The organism is Mycolicibacter sp. MU0102 (genome assembly GCF_963378105.1).
GTDB lineage: Bacteria > Actinomycetota > Actinomycetes > Mycobacteriales > Mycobacteriaceae > Mycobacterium > Mycobacterium holstebronense.
The window spans coordinates 225085-241190 of record NZ_OY726398.1; the positions used below are offsets into that span (position 1 = coordinate 225085).

General features: G+C 68.7%; 12 protein-coding genes. 5 read left to right on the forward strand and 7 right to left on the reverse strand.

Features of this window, described 5'->3' with window-relative positions; translation table 11 throughout:
* Positions 1–5: 5 nt before the first annotated feature.
* Positions 6–1388 carry an NADP-dependent succinic semialdehyde dehydrogenase gene (locus tag RCP37_RS01085; protein ID WP_308485222.1) on the reverse strand — a complete coding sequence of 461 codons (1383 nt, stop codon included), beginning with the start codon at positions 1386–1388 and terminating at the stop codon, positions 6–8.
* Between the two features lie 112 nt (positions 1389–1500).
* Here RCP37_RS01085 and RCP37_RS01090 point away from each other — a divergent pair, with 112 nt between their 5' ends.
* Positions 1501–2427, forward strand: coding sequence for a hypothetical protein (locus tag RCP37_RS01090; protein WP_308485223.1), 927 nt, complete (start codon positions 1501–1503; stop codon positions 2425–2427).
* A 182-nt stretch (positions 2428–2609) separates the two neighbouring features.
* Here the strand turns inward: RCP37_RS01090 and RCP37_RS01095 are convergent, their stop codons facing one another.
* Together RCP37_RS01095 and RCP37_RS01100 are read right to left on the reverse strand one after the other, a co-directional pair.
* A complete protein-coding gene (locus tag RCP37_RS01095; protein WP_308485224.1) occupies positions 2610–6863 on the reverse strand; it encodes an alpha-(1->3)-arabinofuranosyltransferase in 4254 nt (1417 codons plus the stop codon).
* A gap of 58 nt (positions 6864–6921) precedes the next feature.
* Positions 6922–7095: a DUF2613 domain-containing protein gene (locus RCP37_RS01100; RefSeq protein WP_013827163.1), complete on the reverse strand. Its 174-nt coding sequence runs from the start codon at positions 7093–7095 to the stop codon at positions 6922–6924.
* A 248-nt stretch (positions 7096–7343) separates the two neighbouring features.
* On the opposite strand from RCP37_RS01100, the gene RCP37_RS01105 reads away from it, so the two are divergent.
* Positions 7344–8540 carry a glycoside hydrolase family 3 N-terminal domain-containing protein gene (locus RCP37_RS01105; RefSeq protein WP_308485225.1) on the forward strand — a complete coding sequence of 399 codons (1197 nt, stop codon included), beginning with the start codon at positions 7344–7346 and terminating at the stop codon, positions 8538–8540.
* Between the two features lie 78 nt (positions 8541–8618).
* Positions 8619–9245, forward strand: coding sequence for a TetR/AcrR family transcriptional regulator (locus RCP37_RS01110; protein ID WP_308485226.1), 627 nt, complete (start codon positions 8619–8621; stop codon positions 9243–9245).
* Positions 9246–9258: 13 nt separating this feature from the next.
* Here RCP37_RS01110 and RCP37_RS01115 read toward each other — a convergent pair whose 3' ends face one another.
* Positions 9259–10752: a PE-PPE domain-containing protein gene (locus RCP37_RS01115; RefSeq protein WP_308485227.1), complete on the reverse strand. Its 1494-nt coding sequence runs from the start codon at positions 10750–10752 to the stop codon at positions 9259–9261.
* Positions 10753–10887: 135 nt separating this feature from the next.
* On the opposite strand from RCP37_RS01115, the gene RCP37_RS01120 reads away from it, so the two are divergent.
* Positions 10888–11493 (forward strand): TetR/AcrR family transcriptional regulator, encoded by a 606-nt coding sequence (locus RCP37_RS01120; protein ID WP_308485228.1) that lies wholly within the window; start codon positions 10888–10890, stop codon positions 11491–11493.
* A gap of 19 nt (positions 11494–11512) precedes the next feature.
* Here the strand turns inward: RCP37_RS01120 and RCP37_RS01125 are convergent, their stop codons facing one another.
* On the reverse strand, positions 11513–12355 hold the full coding sequence (locus RCP37_RS01125; RefSeq protein WP_308487227.1) for a MaoC/PaaZ C-terminal domain-containing protein: 843 nt from the start codon (positions 12353–12355) through the stop codon (positions 11513–11515).
* 5 nt (positions 12356–12360) lie between these two features.
* Positions 12361–13734, reverse strand: a complete 1374-nt coding sequence (locus RCP37_RS01130; RefSeq protein ID WP_308485229.1) for a 3-oxoacyl-ACP reductase — start codon at positions 13732–13734, stop codon at positions 12361–12363.
* A 141-nt stretch (positions 13735–13875) separates the two neighbouring features.
* On the opposite strand from RCP37_RS01130, the gene RCP37_RS01135 reads away from it, so the two are divergent.
* A complete protein-coding gene (locus tag RCP37_RS01135; protein WP_308485230.1) occupies positions 13876–15222 on the forward strand; it encodes an acetyl-CoA C-acetyltransferase in 1347 nt (448 codons plus the stop codon).
* Between the two features lie 155 nt (positions 15223–15377).
* Here the strand turns inward: RCP37_RS01135 and RCP37_RS01140 are convergent, their stop codons facing one another.
* Complete coding sequence (locus RCP37_RS01140) at positions 15378–16106, reverse strand: DJ-1/PfpI family protein (protein WP_308485231.1); 729 nt, start codon at positions 16104–16106, stop codon at positions 15378–15380.

Below are 16106 nucleotides of genomic sequence, written 5' to 3' on the forward strand. Positions count from 1 at the left end.
GGGGGTCAGGCCACCCAGACCGTCTTGAGGTTGCAGAACTCCCGGATGCCGTGACCCGAGAGTTCCCGGCCGTACCCGGATCGCTTGATCCCGCCGAACGGCAGTTCCGGGTAGGAGACTGTCATCCCGTTGATGAAGACCTGGCCGGCCTCGATCTCATCGGCAAACCGGCTGATCTCCGCCGCATCGCGGGTCCAGGCATTGGACCCCAGCCCGAACGGGCTGGCGTTGGCGATCTCGATGGCCTCGTCGATGTCGGCGGCGCGGTACACCGATGCCACCGGGCCGAACACCTCCTCGGTGAAGAGCGCCATGTCCCGGCTGATGTCGGTGATCACGGTGGGCGGATAGAACCAGCCCGGGCGGTTGAGGCGCTTGCCGCCGCACCGGATCACCGCGCCGGCCGCGACGGCGGTATCGACTTGCTGGGCGACCTCGTCACGGCCCGATTCGGTGGCCAGCGGTCCGACGTCGGTGTCCGGGTCGGTCGGGTCGCCGACCCGCAGCGCCGACATCTGGCTGACGAACTGGGTGACGAAGTCGTCGTAGATGTCGGTGTGGACGATGAATCGCTTTGCCGCGATGCATGATTGGCCGTTGTTCTGCACCCGCGCGGTGACTGCGGTGCGCACCGCCGACTCCAGGTCGGCGGAGGGCATAACAATGAACGGGTCGCTGCCGCCCAGTTCCAGCACGGTGTGTTTGACTTCGTCGCCGGCGATGGCGGCGACCGAACGCCCGGCGGGTTCGCTGCCGGTCAGGGTTGCCGCCGCTACCCGCGGGTCGCGCAGCACCCGCTCGACGGCGCCCGAGGAGATCAGCAGAGTCTGAAAGCAGCCCTCCGGGAAACCGGCGCGGCCCAGCAGGTCGGCGAGGTACAGCGCGGTCTGCGGCACATTCGAGGCGTGCTTGAGCAGGCCCACGTTTCCGGCCATCAGGGCTGGGGCGGCAAAGCGGACCGCCTGCCACAGCGGGAAGTTCCACGGCATCACTGCCAGTACCACCCCGAGCGGCTGATAGCGGGCGAACGCCTTGGACGCGTTGACCTTCGACGCGTCGGCGACCTCGTCGGCCAGCAACTCCGCACTGTGGTCGGCGTAGTAGCGGAAGCCCTTGACGCACTTGAGTGCTTCGGCCTTGGCCGAGGTCAAGGTCTTGCCCATCTCAAGGGTCATCATGGCGGCGACCTCGTCGGCTTCAGCCTCCAGCAGATCAGCGGCAGCGTGCATCCATCTGGCGCGCTGAGCGAAATCGGTGCGGCGGTAGTCGACGAAGCGTTTCGCCGCGCGGGTGATCGCGGCATCGACTTCCGCGTCGCTGGCGGCGGTGAACGTCTTGACCGTTTCGCCGGTGGCCGGGTTGGTCGTGGCTATCGGTGTTGCGGGCACGCGGGCCTCCTTCGGAGCGCTGCGGTGTGAGAGTGCATGTCCAGCCTGCCACCATCGAACCGCGTAGGCTCGCCACGAGCCAGCGTCAGTACATCGATACGGGAGTCGCCCGATGCGTTTCAACCCACCGCCCAACTGGCCGCCCCCGCCCCCGGGCTGGGCGCCGGATGCCAACTGGGCGCCGGATCCGACGTGGCCGCCCCCGCCCCCGGGTTGGGCGCTGTGGGTGGAGGATGACGCTGTCGGCGTGGCTCCCGGAGGCTATCCGACCTATGGTGCGCCGTGGCCGGTTCCGGCGCCCGAGCCCAGGTCACGCAAGGTGTTGTGGCTGTCGCTGGCCGCGGCTGCGGTGGTGGTCGCGGTGGTCGCCGGGCTGGTTCTGAGCCTGGGTGGTCGACTCACGGCCGAGGACAAGCCGTCCCGCAAACCTGACATCAAGGATCTGACTTCGGAGATGCTGGTGGAGCGGTCCTCGTTCCCGGACCCGTCCGGCGGAAAGTGGATCAGCGGGGTGAACAGCGCCGGTGACGCGCCCTCGGACATGCCGAATCTGACGATCGACCCGCCCGAGTGTGCCGACTTCTACTCCAGTCCCTCCTCGGCCACGCAGACCGCGACGGCGACGCTGGCCAAGCTGCAGCCCGGTGGCCTGCACACGATGCGCGTGCGACTGGCCCTGACGCCGGACCGTCCGAACCTCAAGCGGTTCGTGGAGAAGTGCCAGACGTTCAAGCAGACCTTCGAACAGGGTGGGCGCTCGGTGACCACCGACATCCAGATGAACCCGCTGGATGCGGACGGGGTACCGCCGTGGGCGGTCGCGACCGTGATCACCAGCGCGAGCAAGGCCGCCATCCGGTTGCCGATCTCGATCACCGCCTCCACCATCTCCGGCTATTACCGCGGGGTGCTCGTCGTGGCGACCAGCAACGACATCGGGTTGCGTGCAGAGAGCGACGGATCCGATGACGCCACGCACGCCGAGGACCTGGTGAAGTTGTTCAACACGCAGATCGAGAAGCTCGAAGCCGCGCAGTAGCTCCAGGTGCCACGTGGGCCCCACCGGCCCCGTGGCGGAACCATGTGGTGCTGTTCGAATCGGCTATCGCATGCGCTATCGCGTGTTGGGTGGCCGCGTGGTGCTAGCGCCGGCGATATCCGATTCGGACGGCAGCTGGGTCACTGGCGCTGGTCTGCTTCGCCCGACTCCGTCGGCTGGGCTTATTGCGGTGGCCCGCTGCCCTCGACTCCGTCGAGCTTGCGACCACCGCCTGCAACCACCGCCGTGGCCGCGAGGACCGCTACCGAGACCAGGGCCGCCAGCTGCACCCCCGCCGAATGGCCGGCATAGCCGTCCACCGACCGCCAGGGATGCCGGCACAGTATCGCGCCCGCCGTGATCAGACCGCCGGCACTCAACCCGAGCCGAGCCACATCAAATGCGCGCTGCCGATGGCGCAATGCGAACAGCAACGCGAGCGCGGCGCCGAACACCGCCGCCCCGGCGGTCCCGGCGATCAAGAAGCCGACCGTCAGCGCACCGGTCGCCGCCACCCGCCGGCTCGGCCCCCACGGCGCGACCGGCGGCCCGGGATCGCGGAGCCGCCGCACTGGCCACCAGGCCAGCAACGCCAGCAGCGGTAGCAGAGCCAGTCCGCCGGCCATCCCGAGCCGGTACATCCGATTGGGCCCAAACGTCAGCGTGATCGGGCCGTCGGTGCCCGCGGGCAGCACGAAGCCCTGCTGCCATCCATTGACCGCCACCGGAGCCAAGCGCGTGCCGTCCGACGTGCGCGCCACCCACCCGCCGTTGATGCTCTCCGGAACGACCAGCACCCGAGCGGCCGCCGCGGGGGGCACCGTCACCTCACGCCGGTCCGCGCTCCACGTGCCGAGCGCCGCGGGTGTCGTCGCGGCGGCGTCCGTGGCCGCCGACGGCCCGGACAGCGTCGCGCCGTCGACGACGAACGCCGGTCCCGGGCTGATCATCAATTCCTGCGCGCCGGGCGGCAATGCGATCGGACGCCGATCGCACGCCTGCGCCGCCACCGGCTTGTCGTCGAGCAGCGCGCCGACAGTGGTGGTGATCGAGGTGTGCACGAACCGGCCGGCGATCGCGATGATCGGCCCATGGTCGCAGTCGACGTGGACCGCACGCGACCGGTTGCGGGCGTGATCGGCGGGGGCAACGGGACGCCCGTCGGCGCCGAGCACACTGACCTCGGCTAGCCCCGGCGGCTTGAGCTGATCGAAGCCGATCGCGGTGCGGTCGATCACGTCCTCCCACGCCAGCAGGCTGATCGTGACCGTGTCGGTGACCCGCGGCAGCAAGCGCACCTGCTGATCATCGGATTCCCCCAGTTCCCGGACCTGAGGGCCGGAGCCCAGGTCGACGGCCACCAGCGTGGGATGCGCCGGCAGCGGAGATTGACTGGGAGTGAACCGCACCCCGGTCACCTTGACCGGCCGCGGCAAAGTGATGGTCAGGGTCGGCGGGGATCGGTGCGCGACCACTCGCTGCGACGCCGTCCACGCCGTGCCCGGGTCACCGTCGGCCGCGGCATACGCCGACCCCTGCACGTCGAGCACGTCGGCGTCGCCGCGGGCGCGTAAGGCGCCTGGCTCGGCGATCAGGTCGACCAGGTTCGGGCCCTGACGCGGTCGTACCCACACGGTCGGGGTCACCGACATGGGCCGCGGCACGTTCAGGGTGCGGCTGAAGGTGGCGGTCTCCTCGGGCTCCAGCATCATCGACGCCGCACAGCGCACCGCGCCGTCGGCTGTCGCGCAGCCGGTCCGGCCCGGCAAGCCCGCACCCAAATCCCACTGCGCCACTTGAGCGCCCGCGGGTGGCGCGGGAACCAGCGCGGTGTGGCGCAGGTCGACCGGATGCGCGAAACCCGAAGCGTCGTACTGGGTGATTGCCAAATCGGTGATGCCGAACTGCACGCCGGGAGAGCCGTCGTCGGTGCCCGACGCGGTGATCCGCACCCAGGGCGTTTCGCCGTAAGGCAGTGCGGCGATCAGGGGCTCGCCGGCGCGGTCGAACCGCAACGTCGTGGTGCCGTTGATCGTGGAGATCTGTATTCGCCGCACCTGCGCCCCGACGGCCGTCGCACTGGGTGTCAAGGTGATGGTGCCGTTGGTCAGCGGATGGTCGAAGTCCACCTGCAGCCATTGGCCGACCGCCGACTGCAGGGCGTTGGACACCCAGGCGGTTCCCGAGTCGCCGTCGATGGCGGCGGCCGGTGAGGTCGACGGTGCGACGTCGGGCAGCGTGGTGGCGTCCGAGGACGAGCTGGATGCGGTGAGCCGGCCGCCGAGCCAGCCGCCGAACACCGTGCTGGCGCCGGGTGTCGGATAGTCCGGTACCCGACTGTGGGTGTGCCGGGCGTCGCCGGCCGCCCGGATCGTCGACGAATGGTCATCGACCCGGCCGTAGTCGGTCTCGCGAGCCAGGGGGGTGTCGGTGACGGTGACCACCGGCGTGCCCAAGTCCGCGCGCCGGGCGTCGGCGGTCATCAGCACCGGGCCCAGCGCCGGCTCACCGCGCAACCGGCGGTGTTCGTCGAGTCGCAGCAACACCTCCGGGCCCCCGTCGACCCGCGGCATCGCGTTGAGGTCGGTCAGGTACGGCGCGCCCGGGTTTGCGGCGGCCGCGGGGTCGCCGACTCGGTAGATCTCGATCGCCGGATAGGCCGGTCGCAGGCCGCTGTCGGCGACGAATCCCGGGACGGTGCCTGACCCGACCGGTTCGCCGAACTGGGCCACCCGTTCTAATCCCGGTGAGCCGTCGACAGCGCGGTGCACCAGCAGCGGCCGGGCCGACCGGGAGTTGTCGGGATCCAGGTCGTTGCGCACCACCAGATAGGAGATGCCTTGTCGGATCAGGGTGTCGGCCAGCCCTGCCGACGGGCGCCCGGCGGCGAACAGGCGCTGCACCGAGTCGAGCGCCCGAATGGTCTGCGGCGGGGTCAGCGGGATCGAGTCGCGCACCCCCCACGGGCCGACGTCGAGGACCTGCAGCGGTTCGTCGTGGCTGGTGCCCCAGGTCTGCGTGGCAAACGGTGCTCCCGGCGCCACCAGCACCCGGCCGGGGGTGGGGCCGCCACTGTTGTGTTCGGCGAGCCAAGCCGCCGCGTCGCGCCAATACTGCGGCAGGGCGCTGAATGTTCCGGGCGGGGTGAGCCGGCCGGTCCAGGCCAGTGACGTCGAGACCATCAGCGCCGTCAGGACCACCAGACCGACCGCGGCCGACTTGTGGTGTTCGGGATGGACGAACGCGCGCCGCCACACCAGTGCCGGCGCGCTGCCCGGCAGCGGGATGCGGCCCAGCAGGTGGGTGAGCCCCAGAATCAGCGGGATACGGATCACCGACTCGAGTTTGTGCAGGTTGCGCAGCGGCGCCCCGGCTCCGTCCAGGAAGGCCTGCACCGAGTGGGCCAGCGGCGAGCCCAGCCCACCGGCATAGCCGATGGCCAGCAGCGTCACCCCGATCAGCAGCATGGTGACCAGCCGTCCGGCGCCGGGCAAGCGCCGAGACAGCAGGCCGGTCAGTCCGGCCAGACCCGCGGCCGCCACCAGGCAGGTACCCAGGATCATCACCGGGCGGGTGACCAGCGGCGCCCCGGCCGTGGCATTGGGCGCGACGAACGGTGTCCAGCTGTGGGTGCCGCGCAGCATCTCGGTCAGCGACGTCCAGCGGGTGGTGACGCCGGCCGATTCGATGAAGTCCAGGAACGGCGGGCTGACTCTGCCTAGCAGCAGCAGGGCCACCACCCACCAGGTCACCGCCAAGGCCAGCGCCAGTAGCCACCAGCCGGTGAATCGCCACCAGCGCCGGTTCGGGCGATGACACAGCCACCAGATGATCGCCGGCAAGCACCCCGCGAGCGTCGCTACCGCGTTCACGGCGCCCATCAACGCCACCGCGACCCCAGCCTGTCCGGCCAGCACCCGTGCGGGCCGCTCCGGGGTGTCCTGGCCGGGATCCCGTGGCGCCCCCAACGCCCGGATGACCGGAAGCAACACCCAGGGGGCCAGCATCATCGGCAGCGTCTCGGAAGAGATCGAACCCAAAGTGGTGAGCACTCGTGGCGACAGGGCGAATGCGGTGGCGCCGATCAACCGCGCCGTCGGGGTCCCGATCCGCAACGTCTCGGCGACCCGCAGCAGGCCCCAGAACCCCACCGTGAGCAGCACCGCCCACCACAGCCGTTGAACGATCCAGCCGGGCAGCCCCAGCAGATCACCGGCCAGGAAGAAGGTGCCGTGCGGGAACAAGTAGCCGTATGCCTGGTTCTGCACCTGGCCGAACGGCAGTTCGCTACTCCACAGGTTGGCGGCACGAGCCAGAAACCGCAGCGGAGCGATGGTCAGATCGAGCTTGGTGTCCGGAGAGATCCGTCCGGGATCCTGCAGCAGGCTGAAAGTCAGAGAGACGGCGCCGACCAGCCACAACCAGCGCCGGGACAACGGTGTTACAGCCTGCGGCTTTGCCGGCGGAAGGTCAGGCGTTGCCGGGGTCCGCAGGTCAGCCGCGGTTGCCGTATTCCACCCTGTTCAGCACCGAGGACTGCGGGTCGCCTCCGGCGATCTGCGGCTTGGTGTCTTGTTGCACCATCAGCGTGACCCCGAAGACGGCCGCCGCACCCAGCAATACCCCCACGACGATGCTTATGGCGGCCGGCACCACGAACCGAGGCATGGTCAGGCTCCTTCTGCACTCTCGTGACGTAGGTCAGGGGCGCCATCAAGATCAGCCCCCGCTTGGGCCCCGACCGCCAACGTAGCACGTGGGCCGTGCGTAGCCGGCGGTTCAGTGAGGCTCGACGTAGGAGAGGCGAAGCTGGGACCGCCGCATGAGCCCCACGGTTCAGTGAGGCTCGACGTAGGAGAGGCGAAGCTGGGACCGCCGCATGAGCCCCACGGTTCCGGCCGTGACAGCATGGTGCGATGCCTGGATCGCTGACTCGACAACTGCCCGGTCTGCTGCTGGCCGCCGCGGTGCTGCCGGCACTCGTGACGTCGTGCTCGCACCGTGACGAGACGCCCGCACCGTCGTCTGACACTTCCTCTTCGAAGGCGGCGGCTAGCGCGACGGCCTCCGCGCCGGTGGACCCGGTGTGTGCGCAGGTGTCGGCCCTGTCGGTCCGCGACAAGCTGGCGCAGCTGGTGATGGTGGGGGTCCGCGACGCGGCCGACGCCCGCGCGGTGGTCACCGATCACCATGTCGGCGGCATCTTCATCGGCAGCTGGACCGAGCTGTCCATGCTCACCGACGGCTCGCTGAAGGAGATCAAAGAAAGCCAGGCTTCCACCGGCCCGCTGCCGCTGGCGGTCAGCGTGGACGAGGAGGGCGGCCGGGTTTCGCGGTTGTCGTCGCTGATCGGGAAGTCGCCGTCGGCGAAGGAGCTGGCGCAGACCAACAGCGTCGCGCAGGTACGTGAGTTGGCCGCCGAACGGGGCCGCAAAATGGCTGACCTGGGCATCACCGTCGACTTCGCTCCGGTTGTCGACGTGGTGGACGCCGACACCGACGAAGACACCGTGATCGGTGACCGTTCGTTCGGTTCGGACCCGGCCAAGGTCACCGAGTACGCCGGCGCCTACGCGCAGGGTTTGCGGGACGCCGGGCTGCTGCCGGTGCTCAAGCACTTCCCCGGCCACGGCCATGGTTCCGGTGACTCGCACACCGCCGGCGTGGTCGTCACACCGCCCTTGGCGCAGTTGCAGGACAACGACTTGGTGCCCTACCGCACGCTGGTCACCGAGGCGCCGGTGGCGGTGATGATGGGCCACCTGGAGGTGCCCGGGCTGACCGAGGATCCAGCCAGCCTGAGCCCGGCGGCGGTCAAGCTGCTGCGCACCGGCACCGACTATCACGGCCCGGCGTTCGACGGCCCGGTGTTCAGCGACGACCTGTCGTCGATGGCGGCGATCACCGAGCACTACGGGGTCGCCGAGGCGGTGTTGCGCAGCCTTCAGGCCGGTGTCGACATCGCGCTGTGGGTCACCACCGATGAGGTGCCCGCGGTGTTGGACCGGCTGGAGCAGGCGGTGTCCGCCGGCGAGCTGAAGCAGGAAGCCGTCGACGCGTCGCTGGCGCGCGTCGCCGCGGTCAAGAAGCCCGGTACACACTGCCACGGGTGATTCCGGCGGCACGAGCACCACACAAGTTACTCTTCGGTAAGATCGGGCCGAGGGGGAGCGCGGAAGGACCTCGAGGCGATGGCAGCTGGTAGCAAGCGGTTACCGCGGGCCGTGCGCGAACAGCAGATGCTCGACGCCGCGGTGCAGATGTTCTCGGTCAACGGCTACCACGAGACCTCCATGGATTCGATCGCCGCGGCCGCGCAGATCTCCAAGCCGATGCTCTACCTGTACTACGGCTCCAAAGAAGAACTGTTCGGGGCATGTCTGGACCGCGAGCTGCGCCGCTTCGTCGAATCGGTGCGCACCGAAATCGACTTTCAGCAGCCCCCGAAAGACATGCTGCGCAATACGATTCGTGCTTTCTTGCGCTACATCGACGCCAACCGGGCGTCGTGGATCGTGATGTACACCCAAGCCACCAGTTCGCAGGCGTTCGCCCACACCGTGCGCGAGGGCCGCGAGCGAATCATCGAGCTGGTCGGCCGGCTGTTGCGGGCCGGCACGCGCAAGCCCGAACCCGGCGTCGACTTCGAGTTGATGGCGGTCGCGCTGGTGGGCGCCGGTGAGGCGATCGCGAGCCGGGTCAGCACCGGCGATACCGGCGTCGACGAAGCCGGCGAGCTGATGATCGACCTGTTCTGGCGGGGCCTCAAGGAAGCCCCCGGCGGCCGCGACGGCGCCGAAACCGCCGCGGCCGGGTAGTCGGGCGCGGCCTTTAGGCCGTGAAGAGATCCTGGATGGTCGCGGTGATGTCGCGGACCGCACCGTTGAGTGCGAGGAACTCGAAACCGGCTGCCAGCGTGCCCAATCCGACGACGCCGGCAATCGGCAGGCCGATGGCGTCGATGATGTCGCCCTGGGCGAGTTCCTGGGCGAACACCTCGAATGCGTACGCCGGAGCGGTGGTGAACAGGGCGTTGAGGATGTCGGCAGTCGGAAGCAGCGTCGCGTAGGCCGACGCCGCGATGCTGCTGAACGCGTTGGCGAGTTCGCTGAGGCTGGGCAGCGCGAACGACGTGACATCGCCCGCCGAGGCGCCCAGGAAATCGGCTGCGCTGGGAAAGGACAGATTCGACAGATCGTCGACGAAGTTGTTCCAACCCTCTTGTGCCCCATTGCCCAGCGCCGTCAGAACCTCACCCCAGTCGAGGTCGGTCGGGAACAACTCGAACGGTGCGGCCACATTGGCCGGGCCGGAAGACCAGCCTTCGGTGATGCTGCCGTAGCCGAGGTTCACCAGGACCCGCATGGCCGGCTCCAGTAGGTCGTAGATCGGCTGGCCGATGAGCGGGATCGACTGCAGCGGCATCAACAACGGCAGGATCTCGCTGGGAATCATGAAGTAGTGGGTGTTTCCGTCGTAACCCTCGCTCATCGGCAATTCGATAGCCCCCGCGAGCTGCTCGGCGGTCAGAGTCGGGTAGATCGTGTGCTCGTAGATGATGCCCAGGACAGCGTTGAGGTCGGCCAGGAAATTGATCGGGTACTTCGGGAAGTCGGCGTAGCCGTCGTATTCCAGCGTGTAGACGGAGGTGTCCCACGGGGTACCGTCCGGGATCGCGCCGTTGAACGTGATGCCCAGGCTCGGGATGGTCGGGTAGCTGCCATCGGTCAAGACATCGAAACGCTCGAACAGGCCGCCGTTGGGATTGTTGGGGGCGCCGAGCAGTACGAAGGACAGCTGGTCGGCGGTCGGCTGTTGGTCGGGTGGCAGCGCCAACAGATCGCGCATCACGACGGTGGAAATGGTGCTGCTCTGCGAGTAGCCCAGTACGACGAGGTTGTTCCCCTCCGCGATCTGCTTGTTGATCGTGTCGTGCAGGATGGTGACGCCCTGGGCGAGCGACGGATCCAGCTCCAGGCTCTTGACACCGCTGTTGGGGTAGAGGCCTTCCGGTGTGACCAGGCCGTTCACCGCATCCACCGGGTAGCGGGGCTGGCCGTCGAAGAACGGTGTGGTGGGGTCGATGTAGCGGGCAAAGAGCGCGTCCATGTAGCTCTGGGGCGGGATCGGCAGGCCGCTGCCGCCCATGATCCATGCCTGGGTGTCCAGCAATTTCACCTGGGCCGCAACGGTTTTCCACTCAGTGGTCGATACTGCGTGCAGGGCCGGGGACAGGCCCAGGGTGACGGCGGAGGTGATGGCCAGCGGTACGGCGAGCGCCTGCAGCGGCCGTCGGTTGTTCTCGAGACGAAACGCGAAGGTCATCGGTGTGTCCTTACAATGCCTTTGGCAAGGTCTTCAGGCCTGAGCAGCGGAAATGACGACCGAGCCGTAGTTGACTGTTCATCTGATCAGTCAGATTAGCTGTGGCGGACCTGTTAATACAATAGGGGAATCCCAATGAAAAATGGCACGCGGGCCGAGCAGCGCGCCGCGACGCGTCAGGCATTGGTGGGCGCCGCGGTCGAACTGCTGCGGACCGAGGGGGTCGTCGCGGTGACGACGCGCCGAGTCGCCGGCGCCGCGAACGTCTCGCAAAGCACGGTGATGTATCACTTCCCGACCCGCGATGATCTGGTGACAGCGGCGGTCGCTCAGCTCGCCTTCGAACTCGCCAATCAGGCCCGCATCCACTTCGAAGAGACGGCGGCGGCCGCCACGCTTGACCTGGAGGGCTACCTCGACCTGATCTGGCGCGAATTCACCACCCCGCACGCACTTTCGGTGGCTCACCTGTGGGCTGCGTGTTGGACGGATTCACAGGTCGCCGAGACGGTGAAGTCGTTGGAGCAGCACATCTACGGCCTGGCAGTGGCCTCCGCCGAAGCGCTACCCGGTGCTGCCCCGGGCTTCTCTGCGCCGGCCTATATGGACACGGTGATGGTGGTGGTCCGCGGCCTGGTGATGTCGATCCCGGTCTGGGGGATCGAGGTCGTCAGTACTCGCTGGGAAGCCAGCAAGGCGAACCTGTTGAGGGCGGCCGGCCTCGCGGTCGACAACGCCTAAGGGGTAACGGCGGTGCCGGCTACAGCGCCCGCACCGCCCCGGTCAAGTAGGGGTAGCCCTTGGCGACATTGCGCAGCGCCAGATCCCATCCGCCGTCAACCTTGTCGATGTAGAGGCCGGGGCTTGCCGGCAGCAGCATCGGCTTGCCGAACCGCACCGTGTAGTCCACCGCGTCCGGAAGCGCGCCTTCGATGTTGGCCAGAACCGTTGCCGCTGAGAACATCCCGTGTGCGATCGCGGTGGGGAAGCCGAAGAGCTTGGCGCCGATCGAGCTGGTGTGGATCGGGTTGTGATCGCCGCCGGCCGACGCGTAGCGGCGAATCTGGCCCGGGGTCACTCGCAGCACCGCGCTGGGCGGGCCCAGCTTGGGCTGCTTGGCCGGCGGCGGCTTCGGCTCGTCGGACAGGCTGGTGCGCTGCTGGTGCAAGAACGTCGTCACTTGATGCCAGGCCGGGTCGTTGCCCACGGTGATGTCGGTGACGATGTCGACCAACAGGCCCTTGCGGTGTTCCCGCAGGTTCTCTGCCCGTACCGTCACTCCGACGGTGTCGGTGACCGCAATCGGGCGGTAGCGGGTGATCCGGTTCTCGGTGTGCACCGAACCCATTGCGGCGAAGGGGAAGTCAAACCCGGTCGCCAGTTCCATCACGGTCGGGAACGTCAGCGCGAAGGGGTAGGTCAGCGGGACCTGATCCGCGAAACGCAGCCCGGTGACCGCCGCGTAGGCGGCGACGTGGTTGGGGTCGATAGCCAGCTCGTCGACGCGCAGCGTCCGGTTCGGCAGGGTTTGCGTGCGCGGAATGAACGGCAGCGCCCCGGCGACCGCACGCACCATGTTTCTCATGCCACTGGGTTGGGACATGCGTCTCACGCCCCCAGCATGGCTTGGCCGCAGACCCGGATGGTGTTGCCGGTGACCGCATTCGACGCCGGGCTGGCGAAGTAGCCGATCAACTCGGCGACGTCGACGGGCTGGCCGCCCTGGAACAGCGAGTTGAGCCGACGCCCGACCTCGCGGGTGGCCAGCGGGATCGCCGCCGTCATCTCGGTTTCGATGAACCCCGGGGCGACGGCATTGATCGTGACGCCCTTCTTGGCCAGCGTCGGAGCCAGCGCCTCGGTCAGGCCGATCATGCCGGCCTTGGTGGCCGCGTAGTTGGTCTGGCCGCGGTTGCCCGCGATCCCGGCCATCGACGACAGGCCGATCACCCGGCCGCCCTCTCCGATGCTGCCGTTGGCGACCAGCCCTTCGGTAAGACGCTGCGGCGCAAGCAGGTTGACTGCCAGAACCGCGTTCCACCGGGCGTCGTCCATGTTGGCCAGCAACTTGTCGCGAGTGATACCGGCGTTGTTGACCAGCACGTCGGCCTTGCCCCCATGGTGCTCGGCGAGGTGCGCGGCGATCTGGTCCACCGCGTCGTCGGCGGTGACGTCCAGGGCCAGCGCGGTCCCGCCCACCCGGGAGGCCGTCTTCTCCAGCGCCTCGGCGGCGGCCGGCACGTCGATCGCCACCACCTTGGCGCCGTCGCGGGCGAACACCTCTGCGATGGTGGCACCGATGCCGCGTGCCGCGCCGGTGATGATCGCGACCTTGCCCTCCAAGGGGCGGTCCCAGTCGGCGGGGGCGGTGGCGTCGTCGGCGCCTACGTAGAACACCTGGCCGTCGACGTAGGCCGAGCGGGCCGAGAGGATGAAGCGCAGCGTCGATTCCAAGCCGGTGGCCCCGGGCTTGGCGTCCGGCGACAGGTACACCAGCTGCACGGTGGCACCGCGCTGCAGTTCCTTGCCCAGCGAGCGGGTGAAGCCCTCCAGTGCGCGCTGGGCGATCTGCTCGTCGGCGCTGCCAGTGGCCTCGGGCGTGGTGCCGACGACGACCAACCGGCCGCAGCGGCCCACGTTGCGCAGCAGCGGAGTGAAGAACTCGTGCAGCTGGGTCAGCTCGGCGGGGGAGGTGATACCGGTGGCGTCGAAGACCAGCCCGCCGAACGAGTCGGCCCAACGGCCGCCCAGGTTGTCACCGACCAGCTCGTAGTCGTCGGCCAATGCGGCCCGCAGCGGCTCGGCCACCCGGCCCGCCCCGCCGATCAGCAGGGGTCCGGCCAGTGCCGGCTCGCCGACCCGGTAACGGCGCAGGGTCTCAGCCTGCGGAACGCCGAGCTGTTTGGACAGGAACGATCCGGGGGTCGAGCCCAGGATCTGGGACAACAGGTCCGAGGAGAGCTTGGGGGCCTTGGGGGGCATGGTGCTGCCTTCCATGTGGGGACGTGCCTGGTGCGGGCCACGGTGTCGACAACGAACTTACTCCAGAGTAAGAATACTGGGTAGTATCAGCCCGACGGTCCCCGGCAATGCGAGGGGACCCACCATCAGAGACGAGAGATCGTGGCATCTGCATCTGCTGCTAAACCTGCCGAGGCAACCGCCGGCACGCGACGCCGTGTCGCCGTCCTCGGGGGCAACCGCATTCCGTTCGCGCGCTCCGACGGTGCCTACGCGAACGCGTCCAATCAGGACATGTTCACCGCTGCGCTGGGCGGCCTCATCGATCGGTTCGGCCTGGCCGGCGAGAAGCTCGACGCGGTGATCGGCGGGGCGGTGCTCAAGCACAGCCGCGACTTCAACCTGATCCGCGAATCGGTGCTGGGCTCGGCGCTGTCGCCCTACACGCAGGCCTTCGACCTGCAGCAGGCCTGTGGCACCGGGCTGCAGGCGGCGATCTGCGCCGCCGACGGGATCGCCGCCGGTCGCTACGAGGTGGCCGCTGCCGGCGGGGTCGACACGACCTCGGACGCGCCCCTGGCGATCGGTAATGAACTGCGCCGCACGCTGCTTGCGCTGCGCCGGTCGAAGTCGAACCTGCAGCGCCTCAAGCTGGCCGGCAAGCTGCCCGCCGCGCTGGGCGTGGAAATCCCGGCCAACAAAGAGACCCGCACCGGCCTGTCGATGGGCGAGCACCAGGCCATCACCACCAAGCAGATGGGGATCAAGCGGGTCGACCAGGACGAACTGGCCGCAGCCAGCCACCGCAACATGGCCGCCGCCTATGACCGCGGCTTCTTCGACGACCTTGTCACGCCGTTTCAGGGGCTCTACCGCGACGACAACCTGCGGCCCCAGTCCAGCCCGGAGAAGCTGGCCACGCTCAAGCCGGTGTTCGGCGCGAAGGCCGGTGACGCCACCATGACCGCGGGCAACTCCACCCCGCTCACCGACGGTGCGTCGGTGGCACTGCTGGCCAGCGAGGAGTGGGCCGCCGCGCACAAGCTGACCCCGTTGGCGTACTTCGTCGATGCCGAGACTGCCGCGGTGGACTACGTCAACGGCGCCGACGGCCTGCTGATGGCTCCGACCTATGCGGTGCCGCGGCTGTTGGCTCGAAACGGACTGACCCTGCAGGACTTCGACTTCTACGAGATCCACGAGGCCTTCGCCGCCACGGTGTTGTGCCACCTGCAGGCCTGGGAGTCCGAGGAGTACTGCAAGGAGCGGCTGGGACTGGATTCGGCGCTGGGCGCCATCGACCGGTCCAAGCTCAACGTCAACGGGTCGTCGCTGGCCTCGGGGCACCCGTTCGCGGCCACCGGCGGCCGGATCGTGGCGCAGGCGGCCAAGCAGATCGCCGAAGCCAAGGCCGCCAAGAAGGGCGCAGCGAAGAACAAGCCGGTGCGTGCGCTGATCTCGATCTGCGCCGCCGGCGGCCAGGGCGTGGCCGCCATCCTCGAGGGGTAGCGCCGGGTCGGCGCCGATAGCGCAGCAGGCGCGACGATCGACGTTTGATACGCGTCGTCGCCGGGTAGTCGAGACATCGGTTCGCTTCGTGTGGCCGCGGGCCCCCGGTGGCAGCGCGAAGCAACCTGCCCGGTCCGCCGCTGAACTGAGGGGATTCAGCGGCGGACCGTTTGGGTCCGCCGGTTGCGAACCGCGCCGATCGCCTGATCCCACAGCAGCAGCGCGCTGGCCTTCAGCTGGGCCGGCTTCGCCAGCTCCCTGGCCATCAGCGCGGTGGCCGCCGCCTTGGTCTGCACCGATGCCTTCGAGGTGTGGCCGGAGTCGAATGGCGGCTGCGGGTCGTACTCCATCGACAACTGAATCGCCTTGGCGCGGCCCTCCCCGCCGATCTGGCCGGCCAGCCACAAACCCAGATCGATACCGGCCGATACCCCCGCACAGGTGACGATGTCCCCCTCGTGCACGATGCGCTCGTCGCCGACGGCGGTGGCGCCGAACGTCTTCAGCGCGGGCAGCGCCATCCAGTGCGAGGTGGCGCGCTTACCGGTGAGCAGTCCGGCGGCGCCTAGGACGACCGAACCCGAGCACACCGATGCCGTCCACGTCGCCGTCTGGTGGGCGGCCCGGACCCAGTCCAGTAGCTTCTGGTCGCGGGCATGCTCCATGGTCGTCATCCCGCCGGGGATCAGAATCACGTCGGGGGAGGGCGTCTCGTCGAACGAGTGGGTTGCCCCGACCACCAGTACACCGGAGTCGGCGGTGATCGGTCCGGGCTCATGCCACACGAAGCGCACCTGCGCATCCGGAAGCCAGCGCAACACCTCGTAGGGGCCGATGAAGTCCAGCGAGGTGAATCCGGGGTAGAGCACAATTGCGATCTGCAT

What these genes read in the sequence shown, in the direction of transcription:
- RCP37_RS01110 (WP_308485226.1), top strand. Translation starts at nt 8,619, where the DNA reads ATGGCAGCTGGTAGCAAGCGGTTACCGCGGGCCGTGCGCGAACAGCAG.
- RCP37_RS01120 (WP_308485228.1), top strand. Translation starts at nt 10,888, where the DNA reads ATGAAAAATGGCACGCGGGCCGAGCAGCGCGCCGCGACGCGTCAGGCA.
- RCP37_RS01100 (WP_013827163.1), bottom strand. Translation starts at nt 7,095, where the DNA reads ATGCCTCGGTTCGTGGTGCCGGCCGCCATAAGCATCGTCGTGGGGGTA.
- RCP37_RS01115 (WP_308485227.1), bottom strand. Translation starts at nt 10,752, where the DNA reads ATGACCTTCGCGTTTCGTCTCGAGAACAACCGACGGCCGCTGCAGGCG.
- RCP37_RS01140 (WP_308485231.1), bottom strand. Translation starts at nt 16,106, where the DNA reads ATGCAGATCGCAATTGTGCTCTACCCCGGATTCACCTCGCTGGACTTC.
- RCP37_RS01105 (WP_308485225.1), top strand. Translation starts at nt 7,344, where the DNA reads ATGCCTGGATCGCTGACTCGACAACTGCCCGGTCTGCTGCTGGCCGCC.
- RCP37_RS01130 (WP_308485229.1), bottom strand. Translation starts at nt 13,734, where the DNA reads ATGCCCCCCAAGGCCCCCAAGCTCTCCTCGGACCTGTTGTCCCAGATC.
- RCP37_RS01090 (WP_308485223.1), top strand. Translation starts at nt 1,501, where the DNA reads ATGCGTTTCAACCCACCGCCCAACTGGCCGCCCCCGCCCCCGGGCTGG.
- RCP37_RS01125 (WP_308487227.1), bottom strand. Translation starts at nt 12,355, where the DNA reads ATGTCCCAACCCAGTGGCATGAGAAACATGGTGCGTGCGGTCGCCGGG.